This window comes from Sphaerobacter sp. (assembly GCF_019683595.1).
GTDB lineage: Bacteria > Chloroflexota > Chloroflexia > Thermomicrobiales > Thermomicrobiaceae > Sphaerobacter.
Genome location: NZ_JADGHZ010000065.1, coordinates 1 through 17829 on the forward strand (window position 1 = coordinate 1; position 17829 = coordinate 17829).

The 17829-nt window shown below is 69.7% G+C and carries 13 protein-coding genes; 7 read left to right on the forward strand and 6 right to left on the reverse strand.

What is annotated here, in order from left to right; genetic code table 11:
* Positions 1-75 precede the first annotated feature (75 nt).
* Positions 76-1179 (reverse strand): helix-turn-helix transcriptional regulator, encoded by a 1104-nt coding sequence (locus IRZ30_RS08790; RefSeq protein ID WP_294084572.1) that lies wholly within the window; start codon positions 1177-1179, stop codon positions 76-78.
* A 341-nt stretch (positions 1180-1520) separates the two neighbouring features.
* Between IRZ30_RS08790 and IRZ30_RS08795 the strand changes: the two genes are divergently transcribed.
* Positions 1521-2837 (forward strand): DUF2851 family protein, encoded by a 1317-nt coding sequence (locus tag IRZ30_RS08795; protein WP_294084574.1) that lies wholly within the window; start codon positions 1521-1523, stop codon positions 2835-2837.
* Between the two features lie 62 nt (positions 2838-2899).
* Here the strand turns inward: IRZ30_RS08795 and IRZ30_RS08800 are convergent, their stop codons facing one another.
* Together IRZ30_RS08800 and IRZ30_RS08805 are read right to left on the reverse strand one after the other, a co-directional pair.
* A complete protein-coding gene (locus IRZ30_RS08800) occupies positions 2900-3655 on the reverse strand; it encodes a response regulator transcription factor (RefSeq protein ID WP_294084576.1) in 756 nt (251 codons plus the stop codon).
* 570 nt (positions 3656-4225) lie between these two features.
* Positions 4226-4897 (reverse strand): type 1 glutamine amidotransferase domain-containing protein, encoded by a 672-nt coding sequence (locus IRZ30_RS08805; protein ID WP_294084578.1) that lies wholly within the window; start codon positions 4895-4897, stop codon positions 4226-4228.
* 186 nt (positions 4898-5083) lie between these two features.
* On the opposite strand from IRZ30_RS08805, the gene IRZ30_RS08810 reads away from it, so the two are divergent.
* From IRZ30_RS08810 to IRZ30_RS08825, 4 genes are all read left to right on the forward strand, one after another.
* Positions 5084-6301 carry a PLP-dependent aminotransferase family protein gene (locus IRZ30_RS08810; RefSeq protein WP_294084580.1) on the forward strand — a complete coding sequence of 406 codons (1218 nt, stop codon included), beginning with the start codon at positions 5084-5086 and terminating at the stop codon, positions 6299-6301.
* Between the two features lie 208 nt (positions 6302-6509).
* Positions 6510-7760 (forward strand): DUF4032 domain-containing protein, encoded by a 1251-nt coding sequence (locus IRZ30_RS08815; RefSeq protein WP_294084583.1) that lies wholly within the window; start codon positions 6510-6512, stop codon positions 7758-7760.
* A 148-nt stretch (positions 7761-7908) separates the two neighbouring features.
* Positions 7909-9036 carry a glycosyltransferase family 9 protein gene (locus IRZ30_RS08820; RefSeq protein WP_294084585.1) on the forward strand — a complete coding sequence of 376 codons (1128 nt, stop codon included), beginning with the start codon at positions 7909-7911 and terminating at the stop codon, positions 9034-9036.
* A gap of 271 nt (positions 9037-9307) precedes the next feature.
* The gene (locus IRZ30_RS08825) at positions 9308-10696 is read left to right on the forward strand and encodes a phosphatase PAP2 family protein (RefSeq protein WP_294084586.1); all 1389 of its coding nucleotides are present in this window, start codon (positions 9308-9310) and stop codon (positions 10694-10696) included.
* Positions 10697-11229: 533 nt separating this feature from the next.
* Here the strand turns inward: IRZ30_RS08825 and IRZ30_RS08830 are convergent.
* The gene (locus IRZ30_RS08830; protein WP_294084587.1) at positions 11230-11814 is read right to left on the reverse strand and encodes a mismatch-specific DNA-glycosylase; all 585 of its coding nucleotides are present in this window, start codon (positions 11812-11814) and stop codon (positions 11230-11232) included.
* A 399-nt stretch (positions 11815-12213) separates the two neighbouring features.
* On the opposite strand from IRZ30_RS08830, the gene IRZ30_RS08835 reads away from it, so the two are divergent.
* Both IRZ30_RS08835 and IRZ30_RS08840 read left to right on the forward strand, forming a co-directional pair.
* Complete coding sequence (locus tag IRZ30_RS08835) at positions 12214-12873, forward strand: YcnI family protein (protein WP_294084588.1); 660 nt, start codon at positions 12214-12216, stop codon at positions 12871-12873.
* 10 nt (positions 12874-12883) lie between these two features.
* Entirely contained in the window at positions 12884-15151 is a 2268-nt protein-coding gene (locus IRZ30_RS08840) for a CopD family protein (RefSeq protein ID WP_294084589.1), read from the forward strand.
* A gap of 138 nt (positions 15152-15289) precedes the next feature.
* On the opposite strand, the gene IRZ30_RS08845 is transcribed toward IRZ30_RS08840, so the two are convergent.
* Together IRZ30_RS08845 and IRZ30_RS08850 are read right to left on the reverse strand one after the other, a co-directional pair.
* Entirely contained in the window at positions 15290-16942 is a 1653-nt protein-coding gene (locus IRZ30_RS08845; protein ID WP_294084590.1) for an amidase, read from the reverse strand.
* A gap of 117 nt (positions 16943-17059) precedes the next feature.
* Positions 17060-17461 carry a hypothetical protein gene (locus IRZ30_RS08850; protein WP_294084593.1) on the reverse strand — a complete coding sequence of 134 codons (402 nt, stop codon included), beginning with the start codon at positions 17459-17461 and terminating at the stop codon, positions 17060-17062.
* Positions 17462-17829: the final 368 nt, after the last annotated feature.

Consider the following 17829-nt stretch of genomic DNA (forward strand, 5'->3'; position numbering starts at 1 on the left):
GGGGGGGGGGGCCCGTCCCCCCTCTCCCCTTGTGGGCTCCGTCCGAGAGGGGGCTAGGGGGTGAGGGGCAGCCCCTCACCCCAAACGCGACTTGAGCCAGGCGATGACAGCCTCGGAATCCTTGCGCTCCGGCGGGATCGTGTCCCAGAGGGATTCGAAGTAGTCTCGGAGGCGGGTCACCACCTCGGCGCTGGAGAAGCGCAAGGCGACCCGGTTACTGCCGGCTTCCTGTGGATCGGCGTCGGTCAAGGGGTAGACCAGGGCGCCATCGGTCCCCTTGACGAAGAAGCCGAGCGGCGGCATCTCGTCCACGAGGCCGATCCGGAAGCGCGGGTTCTGCTGGAGCAGATCGATCGTGGCCTGCACATGCGCGCGCACGATCTTGCGGGAGAAGGCGAAGCGCATGCCCCACTCACCAGTCGTCAGGTAGCGTTCGATGCTGGCCAGCGGATAGATCGTGCGCGACTCGTGCTCCTGGAGCGTCGCGAAGAGGGCCGACTGGGCCGCGGAGGTCCACCACCGCAGGAGCCGGGGGTCGGAAAACTCGACGCCGTAGAGCAGGCGCAGGATTTTGAAGCGATCCAGCCCCGGTGCGTGGACGACGGTCGAGAGCCGATGCGCCACGCAGATGCGATCGCCCGGGAGTTCCTCGAACTGGGTCCAGGCGCGAGCGAATTCGAGCGGGGTCAGGCCCGCCTCATCAATGATGCTCAAGACCAGCGGAGCGGCCTCGGGCAGGCCGCGTGCGGCCAGCGCCGTCTCGGCGGCGCGGTGGCGCGAGATCACCTGCTCCTGTGGCGCGATCAGCCGGCGCAGCGCGTCGAGCAGGGCGCCGCGCGCCTCGAGGCCGAGCCGGCCGAACTCGGCCCAGGTGTCCTCCGGGATGCCGACCCGGCGCAGGTAGCTGCTCAGATCCCGATCCAGCTCCGCCGCCGTGCTCTCGAACGCCGTGAAATAATTGATCTCGACCTCGAGCGCCTTCGCAAGGCGCGCGAGCGTCAGATACGACGGGACGCTCTGTCCCTGTTCCAGGCGCCAAACCTGGGAGCGCGACACCCCGGACTCGGCCGCTAACTGTGCGAGTGTCCAGCCGCGCCGCTCACGCAAGGCGCGCAGTGCCGGGCCGATCTGCTGGCGTGAACGCCGCAGGACGGCACCGCTCTGCTCCGCCGTGTTCATGGCACTTCCCCCTCATAGCAGGGCGCGGCGCCGCTCCGCCGGTCGACCGGCGGTCCACCACCAGCCGTTCGCGCCAGCCGCACCCAACATTGACTTCACCGCCCAAACCGAGCCCTGACGGCGTTATGCTGGGCATTACGTATAACGAATAGCCCTTTGAGGGGATGCGCGTCTAGCACAAATGGGCTAATCCGGCGTGTACCTCAGCATCCCGCGGCCGGTGGGGGGCGGTCCACCCGGCTGTCTCCGCTCGGTACTAATGGCCACGGAAGTACTAATAACTAGTGCCGTGGATTCGCCCGGTTGTGGCTTCCATCCGCGCGTGCGATACTGTGCCCACCATGACACAAGTGGGAGAGATGCTCCTGGCTCGGATCTGGCATGCGCAGTGGCTGGCCGATCGCCTTCGCACGACCGACGGCCGGCCCCTGCGCGTGGTCTATCGCGGCGTCTGGACCCACGGCGCCGGTCCGGATTTCACCGGCGCCCTGCTCGACTTGAATGGGAGTCTGGTGCGCGGGGACGTCGAGGTACACGTCCGCGCCGCGGGATGGTACGAGCACGGCCACCACCGCAACCCGGCGTACAACGGCGTCGTGCTCCACGTCGTGCTCGACCCCGACCCGGACCGTCCCGCGCGACGGCAGGATGGGGCGCTGGTAGCGACGCTCTCGTTGCGGCCGTACCTGCTCGGACCCATCGAGCAGTTCCACCCGGGGCCGGAGCTGCGCCCGCTGGGTGCCATCGGCTTCACGCACTGTGCGCCGGCGGTGGCGGCGGCCCGACCTGACGCCCTGGTGCGGGTCTGGGAGGCGGCGGGGGACGCGCGGCTGGCCGGGAAGGTGGCGAGCGTGTCCCAGGCGCTGAGCGCAGCTCCTCCCGCCCAGGTCCTCTACGCGCGCCTGCTCGACGCGCTCGGCTACAGCCGGAACCGGGAGGGGATGGGCGCGATCGCCATGCGTCTGCCCTACGATCACCTGGAGGCCCGTCTGGTGGGGAGGCCGCCTCGTGAGCGCTGGGAGCGCGCCGCGGGGCTGCTGCTCGGTGTGGGCGGGTTCCTGCCCCTTTCCCCGCGGGAAGCCGCGCTGGGCGATCTCGAACCGGCGACCGCCGTGTCTATCGAGCGGCAGTGGCAGCGGCTCGGCGGCCCGTGGCACGACGCGCGCCTGCCGTCGACCGCCTGGACGCTGGCTCGGCAGCGGCCTGCGGCGCACCCGCTTCGGCGGCTGCTGGCCCTGGCAGTGCTCCTGGCGCGGCTGGATGCCGGGCTGGTGGGGGATCTCACGGCGGTGTGTCTGGGGCCGGACCCGCACCGGGCGCTGCGTCGCTGGCTGACCGACGCCAACCCCTACCTCGGCGCGAGCCACGCCCACGAGATCATCGTCAACGTGGTCGTGCCGTTCCTGCTGGCCTACGGGGATCTGACGGGAGACGACCGCCTCGCTGCGGCGGCGGCCGACCTGTGGGATCGGCTCCCGGCGGGAGCCGGCAACGCGCTGGTACGGAAGACGGCGGAGCAGATCTGCGGTCCGCACCGGGTGCCTATTCGCAGCGCGCGTGCCGAGCAGGGGTTGCTGCATCTCCAACGCACCGGCTGCGCCCCCATGCGCTGCTATGAGTGCCCCGTGGCACACCTCGCCTTGGCCGAAGCGGGATAAGTGGCATGTCGGGTGGCGGCTGCACGCGCCGGACGCCTGCGGGTGCGGGTGTAGCGTCCGAGCTACGTGCCGGCAGCAGCGGTGCGCGCCGGTGCCGCGTGATTGGGAGGCACGGAGTTGCGCCGCTCCGGTGGGCAGAAGACGTACCCCACGCCGCGAACCGTCCGCACGTAGATCGGCGACGACGGCTCGGGCTCGATCTTCTCGCGCAGCCGGCGGATGTAGACATCCACCCGATTCGACTCATGCAGGAAGTCGACGCCCCAGGTGCGCTCGATGAGCCGCTTGCGGCTGACCGGTGTGCCGCTGCTCTGCATCAGATGCGCCAGGATCTGCATCTCCGTCGGCGTCAAGCGGACCGGCTCCCCGTCGCCCACCTGGAAGGTCAAATCGCTCATCGACAGTGCGGCATCCCCGACGCGAAGCTCGGTGCTGGTCTGCTGCCTGGCTTGTTGCTGTGCGCGACGGACGACCGCGCCGATGCGAGCGACGAGCTCGCCGGGATCGAAGGGCCGCTGTACGAAGTCGTCGGCGCCCCGCGAGAAGGCACGCACCTTATCCTGCGTCGTGCCGCCCTGCGTGACGAAGATGATCGGGCCTGTGTAGCCGCGCTCGCGCAGCGTCTGGCAGAGGGTGACACCGTCCATTTCGGGCAGGGCGAGATCGAGCAGGACAAGGTCCGTCTCAGCACTGAAAACCGCCCGGAGGGCGGCAGCGACAGAGTTTGCGTGGATGATCTCTCGATGCCCGGCCTCGGCGAGCACGAAGGTGAGGAATTTGGCGTTCATGGCGTCCGCATCGACAATGACGATGCGCATGCGTGTCTCCCTCCCCCATCCTGGGGTCCCGCCTGGTGCCTATCGCCTGGCGTGCGTTCGCGCCGTGTCCGTAATCCCGTCGGGCGCAAGGGCGGGCGGCGCGCCTCCCCGGGTGACGCTACCCCCGTTCGTGACCCCGCGCGGAAGCGGTGCTCGTGCTGTGGGTGACCCGGCGCGCGGTTGTGTGTTTGGTTGGTTTCGGGAGCGTCGCTCCGGTGACAAACTGTCCCGTTGTGGCGACGCACCCGCGCAGATACCCCGCTTAAACCAAGACCGGTTGCCTTGTCATCATTACGTGACGAAACACTGTAGCAAGATCTATGCCCGCTTTGTATTGCGCAGCGCTGCGACGCTCATTCGCGCGTTACGCCAAAGCCTCGCGATGTACCGATGCGGCGCACTCCATGCCAGTCCGCCAGCTTGCCCAGCACCCGATGCGGATGTGGAAGGCGGGCTGTGCTCGCGCGAACGCACTGCGAACGTCCGGGTTGCGGGTTGCGCGGGATGAGGCGCGGCGCTTCCGTGCCGCGAAGGGTGCGGGGCGCCGACCAGCGGCGCCCCGCGGGACGACTATCCCTCGGGTGAGGGGCGTTCGGTGTCGGGAGTCGCCGATGAGGGTGACCAGCTCGGTGCGTCACTGGCCGGGAACGACTCTTCCGACGCCTGCTCCACCGCGTCGGCGAGCGCCCGCTCGTGGTCGCCCTCCCGGAACTCTTCGATCATCTTCCGGGTGAAGGCCGGGAGGTCCTTCGGGCTGCGGCTGGTGACGATACCCTCGTCGACGACCACTTCCTGGTCCACCCACGTGCCGCCGGCGTTGCGGATGTCCGTCTGCAGCGAGGGGTAGCTGGTCAGGGTCCGGCCCTCGACGACGTCGGCCTCGACCAGCATCCACGGCCCGTGGCAGATCGACGCCACCGGCTTGCCCGAGCGGACCATTTGCCGGACGAATTGCACTGCCTTCTCGTTCATGCGCAGGGTGTCCGGGTTCATCACCCCACCGGGCAGGAGCAGCGCCTGGAAGTCGTTGGGGTTGGCCTGGTCGATGGTGAGGTCAACCTTGAACTCCTGGCCCCAGTGGTCGTGGTCCCAGGCCTTCACCGTGCCGCTCTTGAGCGACACGATCTTGACGTCGGCGCCGGCGTCCTGCAGCGCCTTCAGCGGCTCGGTCAACTCAACCTGCTCGACTCCGTCGGTCAAGAGCGCGGCGACCTTTTGGCCCTTCAGGTCCTGCTGCGCCATGGGCGTCTCCTTCCCTGGTCCGTGCGTCTCGATGCGCTCCGCCATGGGCAGCGCTCTCCGCACCATGCAGTCCCCGTGCCATCCGGCGCCGGGGCGGTCGCCGGGCAGGACGTCTGCTTTCCGGCTGTGGGCTATACTGGGCGGTGGGAGCCAGATAACCGGATCGCATTGACGAGGGGGGAGCAGATGACGGATACGTGGTCGCAGCGGTGGTCTCGGCGCGGGAAACTCGCTGCCAGCGGGTCGACGGCGTCGCGGGTGCCACCGCCGGGGATGATCTCGTTTGTGTTCGGTGATCCCGATGTCCCGAGCCTGCCGCTCGAGGACATGGCCCAGGCCGCGGAGTATCTGGCGGAGCACAACCGGCGCGACGCGCTCGCGTATCAGAACGCGATCCAGGGCGACGAACTGAACGCGTCGCTGGCTGAGAAGCTCGCCCGGGACCAGGGCATCCACGTCAGCCCTGAGCAGATCTTTGTCAGCCACGGGGCGAGCGCGGGTCTCTCCCTCCTGTGCGACATGGTGCTCGATCCGGGCGATGTGGTTCTGGCCGACGCGCCCGCCTGGATGGGGGCCACCAACATGTTCCGGCTGGCGGGCGCGGAGGTCATCGGGGTGCCGCTGGATGACGACGGCGTCGACCCGGCCCGGGTGGAGGCGGTGCTGGACGATCTGGCGCGCCAGGGCCGTAAGCCGAAGTTCTTCTACACCATCCCGACCTTCCAGAACCCGAAAGGGGTGGAGCTAAGTCTTGAGCGTCGCCAGGCGCTGGCCAAGCTGGCCGACGAGCGGGAACTGCTGATCGTCGAGGACGACGCCTATGTCGACCTCCGGTTCAGCGGCGAGCCGAAGCCGACGCTGTTCAGCCTGTCCCAGGGCGGCAACGTCATCTTCTCCGGGACGCTGTCCAAGACCATCGCGGCTGGCCTGCGGCTCGGCTACCTGGTGGGTCCGGCCGACGTGATGGCGACGATGGCGCGGGGCGCCGTGGACACGCTCCGCAACACCTACACGGCGGCGCTGGCGGACTGGTATCTGCGCTCCGGCAAGCTGGAGGCGCACATCGTCGAGCTGCGCGAGATCTACCGCGAGAAGTGCGAGCGGATGCTGGCCGCGCTCGAGCGGGAGATGCCGGAGGGCACATCCTGGACGCGGCCCAACGGTGGCTTCTTCATCTGGCTCACGCTGCCCGAGGGCGTGGATGCGGTCGAGTTGCTGCCGGCGGCTCGCGAGGCGGGGGTCGACTACATCCCGGGTACGGCCTTCTACAGCGACGGGAGCGGCCGCGGCAACCTGCGCCTCTCCTACAGCGGCGTCACGCTGGAACAGATCGACGAGGGCATCGCGCGCCTGGCGAAGGTGACGCGTGCAGCGCTCGCGAAGGCCGAGGCGCCCGCGGACTAACCCGGTCGATCACGGCAGCCGGTGGGGCCGCTCCGATGGCATCGTCACGGTAACGGGTAGGGGCGGGGCACTGCCCCCCCCGCCTGGTCACCGGCCGGTGACGGGTCACATTGGGTGGCCGCGACTCCCCGCGAGGCGCCGGCGGCCGAGTGCCGGGGCACGTAAGCAAGCGATAGTGGCGCGGGCCGGGCGGGACGGAGCACGCAGGGTGACGTTCAGGATCATCGGTCAGCCGGCTGAGCCCGCCATGCTCGATCTCCCCTGGACGGTGCCGCTGGCCGAGTGGCCGCGGGACCGGCTGGTGCAGGTGGTGCGCGGCATTTCGCGCCACGTGGTGCGGTTCATCTGCGAGGGCGGGATCCTCTACGCGCTGAAGGAACTGCCGGTCGAGGCAGCACAGCGCGAGTACCGGTTGCTCCGGCAGCTCGCCGCGCGCGACCTGCGGGTGGTCGAAGCGGTCGGTGTGGTGACCGACCGGACGCACCGGGATACTGGTGAGCCGCTCGGGGCCATCCTCATTACACGGCACCTGGAGTACTCCCTCCCCTACCGGACGCTCTTTACCAGCCCCGGGATCTCGGACCTACGCGGGAGCCTGTTGCAGGCGCTCGCCGAGTTGCTGGTCCAGCTCCACCTGGCGGGGTTTTTCTGGGGCGACTGCTCCCTCTCCAACACCCTCTTCCGTCGCGACGCCGGAACGCTGGCCGCCTACCTGGTGGACGCCGAGACGAGCGAGATCCACCCGAGGATCTCCGATCGGATGCGGGAGTACGACCTGGAGATCGCCGAGGAGAACATCGCAGGCGAGTTGCTCGACCTGGAAGGGGCGTTTGGTCCGCTGCCCGGGATCGACCCGTTCGAGACGGCACGCGCGCTGCACGACACCTACAACAGCCTCTGGTCGGAGCTGATGCGGGAGGAGATCTTCCGGCCCGGCGAGCGCTACCGCTTGGAGGCACGCCTGCGCCGCATCAACGAACTCGGCTTCGACGTCAAGGAGCTCGAGTTGGTCACCACTCACGGCGGCACCAAGTTGCGCCTGCAAACCCACCTCGTCGAGCCGGGGCACCACCGGCGGCGCCTGATGATGCTCACGGGGCTGGATGTGCAGGAGAACCAGGCCCGCCGCCTGCTGAACGACATCATGAGCTACCGCGCCCGGCTGGAGCAGATGACCGGGCGTCCCGTGCCGGAAGCGGCGGCTGCCTACCGCTGGCTGGATGAGGTCTTTGAGCCGACCGTGGAGGCGATCCCGCCCGACCTGCGCACCAAGCTGGAGCCGGCCGAGATGTTCCATCAGATCCTGGAGCACCGCTGGTTCCTGTCCGAGGCCGCCAAGCATGACGTCGGGATGGAGCGCGCCGTGCGTTCGTACATCGAGAACGTGCTCCGCTTCGTGCCCGACGAGCGGACGGTCCTGAGTGAGCCGGAACTCGACCCGAGCACAGTCGAGGGATGAGGCGTGGTGCGTGGTCCGTGTTCCGTGTTCCGTGTTCCGTCATCCACCCCTCTCCCCTGGTGGGCTCCGTCCGAGAGGGGCCGGGGGTGAGGGGGACGCATAACGAGCTACGCACTATGCCCTACGCACTACCCCAGAGGTCTCGCTGATGTCCTCAGCGCTTCGGCAGCGGCGGTTTCCGTTCCGCGGCGGCCGCGCCCGGCCGCCCCGTGTCGTGATCGCCCGGCCGGATCACCTGGGCGACGTGTGGCTGACCCTGCCGGCAGCGACCACGATCCGTCGTGCCATTCCCGGCGCGCAGGTCGCCTTCCTCGTCCGCCCGGAGACGGCGGCTGCCCCGCGCCACTGCCCCGACGTGACCGACACGCTGACGGCCCCCTTCCCGTCCCCCGCGGCTGACTTCGACCGCGAGGCGTGGCAGGGGCCGACCGCGGTCGTCGCGCGTCTGGTGGCACGGGCACGGTTCGACGTGGCCATCCTGGCGCGACCGGCCGACCCGTGGTCCGGCGCGATCCTGGCCGCGGCCGGGGTGCCCCACCGCATCGGGTACGTCGAACCTGCCACCCTCCCCTTCCTCACCGAGGCGGTCCCGCGCGTGGCCGGCCGGCACGCCGCGGAGGAGGCGGTTGCGCTGGCGATGCGGGCGCTGGCGGTGCTGGGTGCCCGGCAGCCGACCGACCTTGTGCCCGTCGTGCCCCCTCGCTGGCGGGTGACGCCGAGCGACGCCGCCGAAGCGGATCAGGTGCTGGCGCGTGTGGCCGAAGCCACCGGTGACGCGCCAATCATCCTCCACCCCGGCGCTGGGTGGCGGCTGAAACGCTGGCCGGCCGAGCGCTGGGGGGCGCTGGCGGCGGCGATCCATGCCCGCTACGGTGTGGCGCCGCTGGTGACAGCGGGGCCGCAGGAGACCCTGTTGGCCGCCCGCGTCGTGGAGTGCGCCGGCGGGGCAGCGGTGGCGCTCCCGGCGCCGATCTCGCTCGGTGGGCTGGCCGCGCTCCACCAGCGTGCCCGCGTCGTGGTCGCCACCGATAGCGGACCCCTCCACCTGGCGGCGGCGGTCGGTGCCCCGGTGGTCGGGCTCTACGGCCCGTCCGATCCCGCCGTCTTCGGCCCGCTGGCGCCGGCCGCACGGGCACGGGTCGTGCGCGTTTCGTTGCCCTGTAGCCCCTGCGGGCTGGTGATCGACCCACCCTGCGGCGCGATGGAGCATCCCGCCTGTGTCATCGGCGTCGATGTCGGGTCGATGCTCGCCGCAGTGGCGGCCGTGCTCCGATAGCAGGGAAGCCGGTGCCTGCCCCTGCCCCCGTACGTTCTGGGGGCGCGCGGCACCCGTGGCGGGCACGGACTCACAGTGTGCAGTGTGGCAAGTGTGGCACTGCCGCGGTGGAACGTGATATGGTGCACAAGACGCGCCGGGTGCACGTGCCCGGGGAAGACAGGCCACAATGCGCCGGGGTTATCCCACCCGACTCACACGCCGCCTCGTCTCCTGACGGCACCGGCTTTGCTCGTGTACCGGGAGCCCTCGCGTGGGCCGGAGGAGGTGCATGCATAACCCGCTGAGCTGGGCGTACATGACGACGCCCGTGGACCAGGCAGACGTCTGGGGTCCGTTTTCCATCGCCTATCTGGTGATCTTCTCGCTGGGTCTCCTTGGGTCACTCGGTGTTGTCACCAACGCCGGAGCCCGGCTAGGACGCCCACTCCGAGTGAGCAACACCATACGTCGCGCCTGCGCGGTCCTCTTGCCCATCTTCGCGGTCGGCCTCTTCTTCTTCCTCTGCCGTGTCCTGCGCGTCTCCGCGTATAACCTGTCAATCCGCCTCTGGCTCTACCTCAGTCTCGCGGCCGTGGTGGCGGTGGTGGCCTACTACGCCTCGGCGTCGGTGCGGGCGAAAGTTCCGATCGGCCGGTTGTGGTCCCGCGGCACTGCGGACGGTGTCGACGCGCACGCTCAACGTGTCTACGCGCGCTTTGCCGTCGTGCTCTTTGCAAGCTACATGGCGGTGGCGGTGGCGCTGTACGTCTGGCGCGGCATCTTCTTCCACCCGGACCGCTGGGCCGTGCTGCTCTTCATCACCGCGCTCCTGCTGGGCCAGTGGAAAGCCTTCCTGCGCGACTGGATCCCGGTCGTGTTCCTCATCTTCGGATTCGAGTTCATGCGGGGCATGGCCTACGAGTTCATCCAGGAGCAGAACCGAACCGTCCACCTCACGGAACTCATTACGGCGGACAAGACCCTGTTCGGCGGCCACCTCCCGGTGCTCTGGGTCCAGCAGCGTTTCTACGTGGAGGGCACGATCCACTGGTACGACGTGCTGGCGGCGGTGATGTATGCCCTGCACTTCGTCTTCCCGCTCCTTTTCGCCTTCCTGGTCTGGATCGGCTCCAAGGAGCATTTCTGGCACTTCACGCTGGCTTTCCTCCTGATGACCTATTCGGGCTTCGTGATCTACCTGCTCTACCCCGCGGCTCCACCCTGGCTGGCGAATGAGTGGGGAGCGATCGAGGGGCTGGTGTTCCCCTTCAACCAGGTCTGGAACGCGCTGATCCCGCAGCCGCTGAACAACTTCGACGCGATCCAGATCTGGAACGGGGTAAGCGGCAACCCGGTGGCCGCCATGCCCTCCTTGCACGCCGCCTACCCCTGGCTGACGATGCTGTTCGCGATCAAGTTCTTCTGGAAGTGGGGGCTGCTCTTCATCCCGTACAACGTGGCTCTGTGGTTCAGCGTGCTCTACCTGGGTCATCACTGGGTCATCGACGTGCTCGCGGGCATCGCCCTGGCGACCCTGTCGTACGTCGTGATGGAGCTTGCCTGGCCGAAGATCCGGGGCCTGGCGATGCGGGCGACCCGTTCCCGCGCCCCGGCACCCGTTGAGGCCGTCGTCCCGCCGGTCCGCCTCGTCGACACCCGCCAGCGCGAGGAGTGGTAGGCCGCGCTGATGGGGTGGCGCGGCGGTTCCAGCGTCGTGGCGCGTGCCCGGGTTGGGTGGTGTGAGGATCCCGCCGCTCGGCCCGTGCCCGGGGCTAAAGCCGCCGGGCTGACAAGAGGTAAGCCCACTGACGGGGCTGCGATGGCTATCGACCGGCGTATCCGATTCGACCACCCACCGGACACCGTGTCCCCAGCCCCTTTAGTGGGCTTCGCCGTGTCAGCCCGGGGCTTGAGCCCCGGGCACATGCCAGGTGGCGAGACCCAGCGCCGGGGTGTGGATTCTGCCTTACCTCAGCCGGCTTTAGCCGGCTTCGCCTTGTCAGCCCGGCGGCTTTAGCCCCGGGCACGCGCCGCGCGGTGGACACCCGATCACCTGCCTGTGAGCCCTGATCTGCCCCAGATTCACCCCCGGGTCTATACCGACCACCTACACCCGCCAACATCGAGACCGGTCTCCACGGCCACGCTTGCGGGCGATAGGTCCGCGCGCTCTCGCGTGTTACGCCCGTGCTCGTCTCGTGGGGTGTGGGATCAGCCGATCGCTGCGCCGATCTCGGCGAGGAAGTCGGCGAGGCGGTCGTACCAGGCGATCTGGTCGGCGAGGGTGAAGTGGGCGTTGGCGGGGCTGGGGTTGGGCACCACGTAGAGCCGGGTCGGACCGAGCGAGTGCGGTTGGGGGCCGAGGTCACTCGGAACCTCGGTCAGCCCGAGGGCGTCGCGGGCGAACGCGCGGTAGCCGGTGAGCCCGTGGAAGCAGGCGACGCGCGGCTGGTAGTGCTCCAGGCGCTGGCGCAGTTTGGGCGCCCAGATGCGGTAATCCGCGCGGGTGAGCTCTGCCGCTCGGGCGCTGGGGCGTTTCACCAGGTCGGTGAACCCGATGCCGAACGCCAGCAGCCGGGCATCGTCCTCCGGTTCGAGCCGGTCGCGGCCGAGCGCGGCGCGGATCGGCTCGCTCAGCCGTGACTGCGACAACGCGGGCCAGAAGCGGTTGGTGCGCCGGGCGAAGTAGTGGCCCTGTGCGGCAGAGTAGGTGCTGGGGTTGATGCCGATGAACACCAGCGGCATCTGTGGTGCGAGGTAGTCAGGCAGGCCAGGAAAATCGCAGTGCGCGTCCATCGGCTCCCCTTCGGCGCTCATCTCCTTCGCTGGAGGCAGTATAGCCCGTGCCGGGCGGATCGCCGGTCATCCACCATGCGGACAGCGGCGTAGCACCGTAGGAGGCGCGGACAGGGCGCAGTGGCTCGTGCTCCGGTTGGGCGGAGCAGAGGGTGGCAAGCCGGGCGCCCGTGGCCCTTTTTTGCCTCTTCTCGGCAGCGGACGAGCTATCGCGTTTCCTCGCTGCGCCTCGTACGCTAGTCTCGTCGCCGCCGTTGGACGGAGGGTTGCCCATTGGCGGGAACCGGGCACCTGGGCGCGCCACTCCTGGCGCGGCCGTTCCGGTGCGGGGTGTGCACCGTCAACCTGGCGGCGGCGAGGCAGTGAGTCGCGGAGGCGGGGTTTGCAGAAAGGGACGCTATGATCAAGCGAACCGTGGTTGCCGCTGTCATCGGGGTCACGATGCTGCTGGTGATGACCGGCGTGGCGAGTGCCCACGTGACCGTATGGCCGCGGGAGGCGACCGCGGGCTCGTTCGAGAAGTACACCGTGCGGGTGCCGACCGAGAAGGACATCCCCACGGTGAAGGTGGAGTTGATCTTCCCGCAGGGCTTGCGGGTGAGCAGTTTCCAGCCGAAGCCGGGCTGGACCTATGAGGTCCAGCGGGATGCGGCGGGCAACATCACCGGCGTGATCTGGTCGGGCGGCTCAATCGGGCCGGGCGAATTCGACGAGTTCGCCTTCGTGGCCGCCAACCCGCAGGAGCCCGGAGAACTGGTCTTCGTCGCGCACCAGACGTACGCCGACGGGAGCGTTGTCTCCTGGGAAGGCCCTCCCGGCTCCGAAAACCCGGCCTCGGTGACGACGATCGTGGCGGGCTCCGCCGACACGAGCGGCCACGCGGACGCGGCGCCGGCGAATGAGGGCGCAGGGGCGGGCGACAGCGACGGGGCGACCGCCTCCGACTCCGGGAGTGGCCCGCTCGGCGAGACCGGCACGTTCTGGCTCGCGGTCGCAGCCCTGGGTGTAGGAGTCGTCGGTGTTGTCCTCTCTGTCACACGGCTCCGGCGACCCTCATGAGCGCCGACCGATGATTCAGCGCAATGACAGACGGCACCGCGCCGGACGGGCACTGGGCGCGGTGCTGCTTGGACTGCTCCTCTGCCTGGCCGTGGTGCCCGGCACGCGGGCGCACGCCGTGCTGGTCCGCGCGGACCCGGCGCCCGGTTCGGTCGTCGGCTCGGCACCCGGCATGGTGCGCATCTGGCTCTCCGAGCCGGTCCAGGCCCCACCCGACGCCGTGGTCGTCACCGGGCCGGACGGGTCGCGGGTAGATGGCGGGGATGCACGGGTCGCGCCCGACGATGCCACCCAACTCCAGGTGACGGTGCGGGCGACCGCCTCCGGGACGTACGAGGTCCGCTGGCGAGCCATCTCAGCCGACACGCACCCGGTGGGTGGGTCGTTCCAGTTCAGCGTCGGTGCGCCCTCCGGAGGTGTGGCGCCGGCCGGGGCGACCACCACCGCAGATAGCAGTGGGAGGGCCTGGGCCGCGGTTGCGCGCTGGCTGCACCTGCTCGGCGTCGTTTTGGCGCTAGGGCCGCTGGTGTTCGGGATCGTCGTGCTCGGCCGGCTGCGCGATTCGGACATCGATGTGCGGCTGTGGCGGCTCAGCCGGATCGGAGCCGGCGTTGTCATCGTCGCCGCGCCGCTCTTGCTCCTGGCGCAGGCGGTCGGCGTCGGCGGATCGCTCTCCGCGGGGCTGAGCGACGGGGTGCTCCGCAGCCTGGTCCTGAGTGGCTACGGGGCGCGCTGGGCCGGGCGCTTGGCGCTCGCCGCGCTGCTGCTGGCGCTCTCCTGGTCCGCGGTGCGCCGCGGGAGGTCGAAGCGGCTCGGTCGATCCTGGGCGATCACGGCGCTTGTGTTGGGAGCGGTACTCCTGCTCCTGACCAGCCTGAACGGACACGCGGCGGCCACGGCGCCGGTCTGGCTCTCGGTGCTGGCCGACTGGATCCATCTGGGTGCCACGGTCGCCTGGTTCGGCGGGCTGGCGGCGCTCGTCGCCGCGGTACGCCCGGCGCTGGCGGCGCGACCGGACACGCAGCGGCTCGCGGTACTCGCGTGGGCCATGCCGCGCTTCTCGACGGTGGCCCTGGTCAGTGTCGAGCTGCTGATCCTCACCGGGCTCTACGCGACCTGGGCGCATGTGCCGGACCCGGCGGCACTGGTCGACACCGGCTATGGGGTGGCCTTGCTCGTGAAGCTCGGCTTGATCGCCGTGACCCTCGGGTTCGCCGCCGTCAACCGGCTGGTGCTGCGGCCCCGGCTCCGTGCGGCGGCCGCGAGCAACCCACACCCGCCCAAAGAGGCCGATGCGGTCATGCGGGATCTCACCCGGACGATCGGCGCCGAGGCGCTCCTTGGGGTGGCGATCCTGGCCGTGGTCGGGGTGCTGACCGTGCTCCCGCCCTCCCAGCAGGCGATCGCGTCCAGCCCGGCTGGGACCACACCGGGCGTGGCCGCGCCGGCGGCGTCGACGCAACCCGCCGTGACGCTGGCGCAGAACGCGGGGTCAACCCTCGTCACCCTTTCCCTCGACCCGGCGATGCCGGGCGCCAATCAAGCCGTGGTCAGCCTGCTGGACTCCACCGGCAACCCCGTCACCGACGCGCGGGTGCGAGTCCGCGCGCGGCCGAGCGATGGGGGCGGGGCAAGCGCGGTGACGCAGATGGAGGCCGAAAATGGCCGCTTCCGGGGCACCGTCATCCTCGCCCCGGCCGGCGCCTGGCACCTGGAAGTGCTGGTCACACTGCCGGGCCAGCCGGAGGTTGCAGCTCCCTTTGACCTGACACTGCCGTTGCCGGACGCCGGGGCGCTCCTGAGTTTAGCCGACCAGGCGATGAACGGCCTGCACTCGCTGCGCGAGCACAACGAGCTGGGCAACGGTGGAGCCACCGTCGTCACTGAGTTCCGCTATGCCGCGCCGGACCGCATGCACAGTATCGTCCAGACGCCAACCGTCCGCCGGGAGACGATCGCGATCGGCGACCGGCGCTTCGACCGGGAGGGCAACGGCCCGTGGCAGGAGAGCCCCTGGCCGGAGCCGGGCGGGTACCGCTGGCCTGCCTACAACTTTGCCGGCAGCGCGACGGAGGTGAGCGTCCTCGGACGAGAAGAGCTGGACGGGGTCGACTGCTTCGTGGTCGCCTTCCTCGACCCCGCCTCCGGTGCGCGCTTCCGCCTGTGGATCGGCACCACCGACTACCTGATCCGCCAGCAGGTCATGATGGCGCCCGGCCACTACATGACGAGCGTCTTCAGCGACTTCAACGCGCCGGTGACGATCGAGGAGCCGTAGCGGCCCCCACCCCGACCCCTCTCCCAACCTTGGGAGAGGGGCCGAAGACGGAACACGCAACACGCATCACGGAACACGCATGGCATTCCCCCTCTCCCAACGTTGGGAGAGGGGGCCAGAGGGTGAGGGCCGACTGCCCTACTCCGCCAACGTCGGCAGAAACCGCGGCGGGCGGCGGACCTTGGTGGCCTGCTCGAAGGCGTAGGCGAGCCGGATCAGCGTCGGCTCGCTCCAGGCCGTGCCCATGAAGGTGATCCCGACCGGCAGGCCGAACGCGAAGCCCATCGGCACGCTGATGAGCGGGTAGCCCGCGATCGCGGCCGGGGACGAGCTGGCGCCCAGGAAGTGGTCGCCGTTCACGAGGTCGGTGGGCCATGCCGGGCTGCCGGTTGGGGCCACGATGGCGTCGAGCTGGTGCGCCTGGAGCACGGCGTCGATCCCCTCCGTGCGGCCGAGCCGGTGGTTCGTCTCCAGCGCCTCGATGTACTCCGGGTCGGTCAGCTCACCCTTCTCCTGAGCCATCAGGAAGAGTTCCTGGCCGAACCATCGCAGCTCCTGGTCGGCGTTCGCCTCGTTGAAGGCGATCACGTCGGCGAGCGTGCGGACGTCCGGGTCGTTGCGCGCCGCCAGGTAGGCGTTGAGGTCGTGCTTGAAGTCATAGAGCAGCACGGTCAACTCGGTCGGCCCGTTCTTGATCTCGCTGATGGTCGGGATGTCGGCCGGGTCGATGATGATCGCCCCGGCGTCCCGCATGGCCTGGATCGCCTGCTCGAAGAGCCGGTCGGTCTCTTCGCTGTAGCCGGTGACGCCCTGCCGGGCCACGCCGATGCGCGCTCCCCGCAGCCCGTTCGGGTCGAGGAACTGCGTGTAGTCGGTGTAGGCGCGCCCCGCGCTTGGGGCGGTCGCCGGGTCGTCGGGATCGACGCCGACCATGGCGCCCAGGATCGCGGCCGCGTCGGCGACGACGCGGCCGTGCGGGCCCGCTGTGTCCTGATTGTGGGAGATCGGGATGATCCCGCTACGGCTGAGGAGCCCGACCGTCGGCTTGATCCCGACCACGCCGTTGGCGTTCGCCGGGCAGACGATCGAGCCGTCCGTCTCGGTACCGATCGACCCGGCGGCGAGGTTCGCGGCGGTGGCGGCGCCGGAGCCGGAGGACGACCCACACGGGTTGCGATCGAGGATGTACGGGTTCTCGCACTGCCCGCCGCGCCCGCTCCAGCCGCTGGAAGAGCGAGTCGAGCGGAAGTTGGCCCACTCGCTCATATTGGTCTTGCCCAGGATCACCGCCCCGGCGTCGCGCAGCCGCTGGACGATGAACGCATCGCGGGCCGGCGTCGAGTTCATGAGTGCCAGCGACCCGGCGGTCGTGTGCATCCGGTCGGCGGTGTCGATGTTGTCCTTGAGCAAGATCGGGATGCCGTGGAGCGGGCCCCGCGCACCGCTGGTCCGGCGTTCCTCGTCCAGCGCCTGCGCGATGTCGAGTGCATCCGGGTTGATCTCCAAGATCGAGTTGAGCCGCGGGCCGTCCTGGTCGATCGCGGCGATGCGTTCGAGGTAGGCATTGACCAGCTCGACGGCAGTGAACCCGCCCTCCTCCATCGCCGCCTGCAACTCGGCGATGGTGGCCTCCTCCAGATTCGCGAGATCCACGTCCCCTCCCGTACGTCCTTGCGTTGCGGCGGGCGTCGCCTGCGCCCAGCGTGCGAGTGTGGGCGCCATGGTAGCAAACATCCCCAGCCCGATGAAGCGGCGCCGGTTCATCGTCGCACGGCCTGCTCGACGCGGCATGGGATGCCCCTTTCGCCTGCGCGGAGCGGATCGTTGGAGGTGTGTCTTGTTATGTGCACTGGGATCGGGGCGCGTCGCGATCCCGGCGCCGAGCCTGCAATCCGGGACAGGGGTGCGTCAGCGGGCACCGGGCCGGTCCACCAGGCGCCACAGGATGCCCAGGCCGGCAACGGCAAAGACGACGGCCACGACCATGCTCGTCGGGTCGAACGGCCCGCCCGCAAGGGCGACGCCGATGCCGAGGGCTCCGGCGGCCACGAGGGCCAGGCCGAGCAGCGCGGCGAAGGCTCGCATCCAGCGTGACCGCGGCGGCCGGCGGATGACCTCACCGAGCAGGCGGCCCTCCATGCGCGCGGCGTTGATCGGGTCGTAAGGGGAGCGCAGGTACTCCTCCACAAAGGGGTCGGTCCCGACGATGGCCTGCGGCTCCTCGCGCTCGTCCGGGTCTAGGAAGAGGACGTCGTCGTGACCCGAGTCGTCCCTGGGTGGGCGGCGCCTTGGGGGCTGGTGGTCGCTCATCGCCATCTCCATTGCTGCGGCATCGTTCGCAGCAGGATATCACAGCGTCGGAACGAGAGACGTGGTCCAGGGCGCCGGCTTCGTGCCGGTTCCCGTCCGAGAGAGCTGCCCTCACCCCCGCACGCTCTCCCGCCTTCCTCAACCGGCTCGTGCGGCTGCCGACCATGTTCGGGGTGGGTGGCGGGAAGGATCCCGCGGCGTGGCGCAGGCCCGGGGCTCATGGAGTTTGACGAATTAGTCGTGTCTACCCGCCAGCCCCCGCGACCACAGTCGTGTCATCCTGAGCGGAGCCGGGGGCGGCGGCCAGCCGCTCCCGGCGCAGCGAAGGATCTCTCCGCTGCGTGGCCGCTCCGACGCGAGATCCGTCG

Coding starts and splice junctions, on each gene's coding strand:
- IRZ30_RS08790 (WP_294084572.1), bottom strand. CDS start 1,179: ATGAACACGGCGGAGCAGAGCGGTGCCGTCCTGCGGCGTTCACGCCAG.
- IRZ30_RS08795 (WP_294084574.1), top strand. CDS start 1,521: ATGACACAAGTGGGAGAGATGCTCCTGGCTCGGATCTGGCATGCGCAG.
- IRZ30_RS08800 (WP_294084576.1), bottom strand. CDS start 3,655: ATGCGCATCGTCATTGTCGATGCGGACGCCATGAACGCCAAATTCCTC.
- IRZ30_RS08805 (WP_294084578.1), bottom strand. CDS start 4,897: ATGGCGCAGCAGGACCTGAAGGGCCAAAAGGTCGCCGCGCTCTTGACC.
- IRZ30_RS08810 (WP_294084580.1), top strand. CDS start 5,084: ATGACGGATACGTGGTCGCAGCGGTGGTCTCGGCGCGGGAAACTCGCT.
- IRZ30_RS08820 (WP_294084585.1), top strand. CDS start 7,909: ATGTCCTCAGCGCTTCGGCAGCGGCGGTTTCCGTTCCGCGGCGGCCGC.
- IRZ30_RS08825 (WP_294084586.1), top strand. CDS start 9,308: ATGCATAACCCGCTGAGCTGGGCGTACATGACGACGCCCGTGGACCAG.
- IRZ30_RS08830 (WP_294084587.1), bottom strand. CDS start 11,814: ATGGACGCGCACTGCGATTTTCCTGGCCTGCCTGACTACCTCGCACCA.
- IRZ30_RS08835 (WP_294084588.1), top strand. CDS start 12,214: ATGATCAAGCGAACCGTGGTTGCCGCTGTCATCGGGGTCACGATGCTG.
- IRZ30_RS08840 (WP_294084589.1), top strand. CDS start 12,884: ATGATTCAGCGCAATGACAGACGGCACCGCGCCGGACGGGCACTGGGC.
- IRZ30_RS08845 (WP_294084590.1), bottom strand. CDS start 16,942: ATGCCGCGTCGAGCAGGCCGTGCGACGATGAACCGGCGCCGCTTCATC.
- IRZ30_RS08850 (WP_294084593.1), bottom strand. CDS start 17,461: ATGAGCGACCACCAGCCCCCAAGGCGCCGCCCACCCAGGGACGACTCG.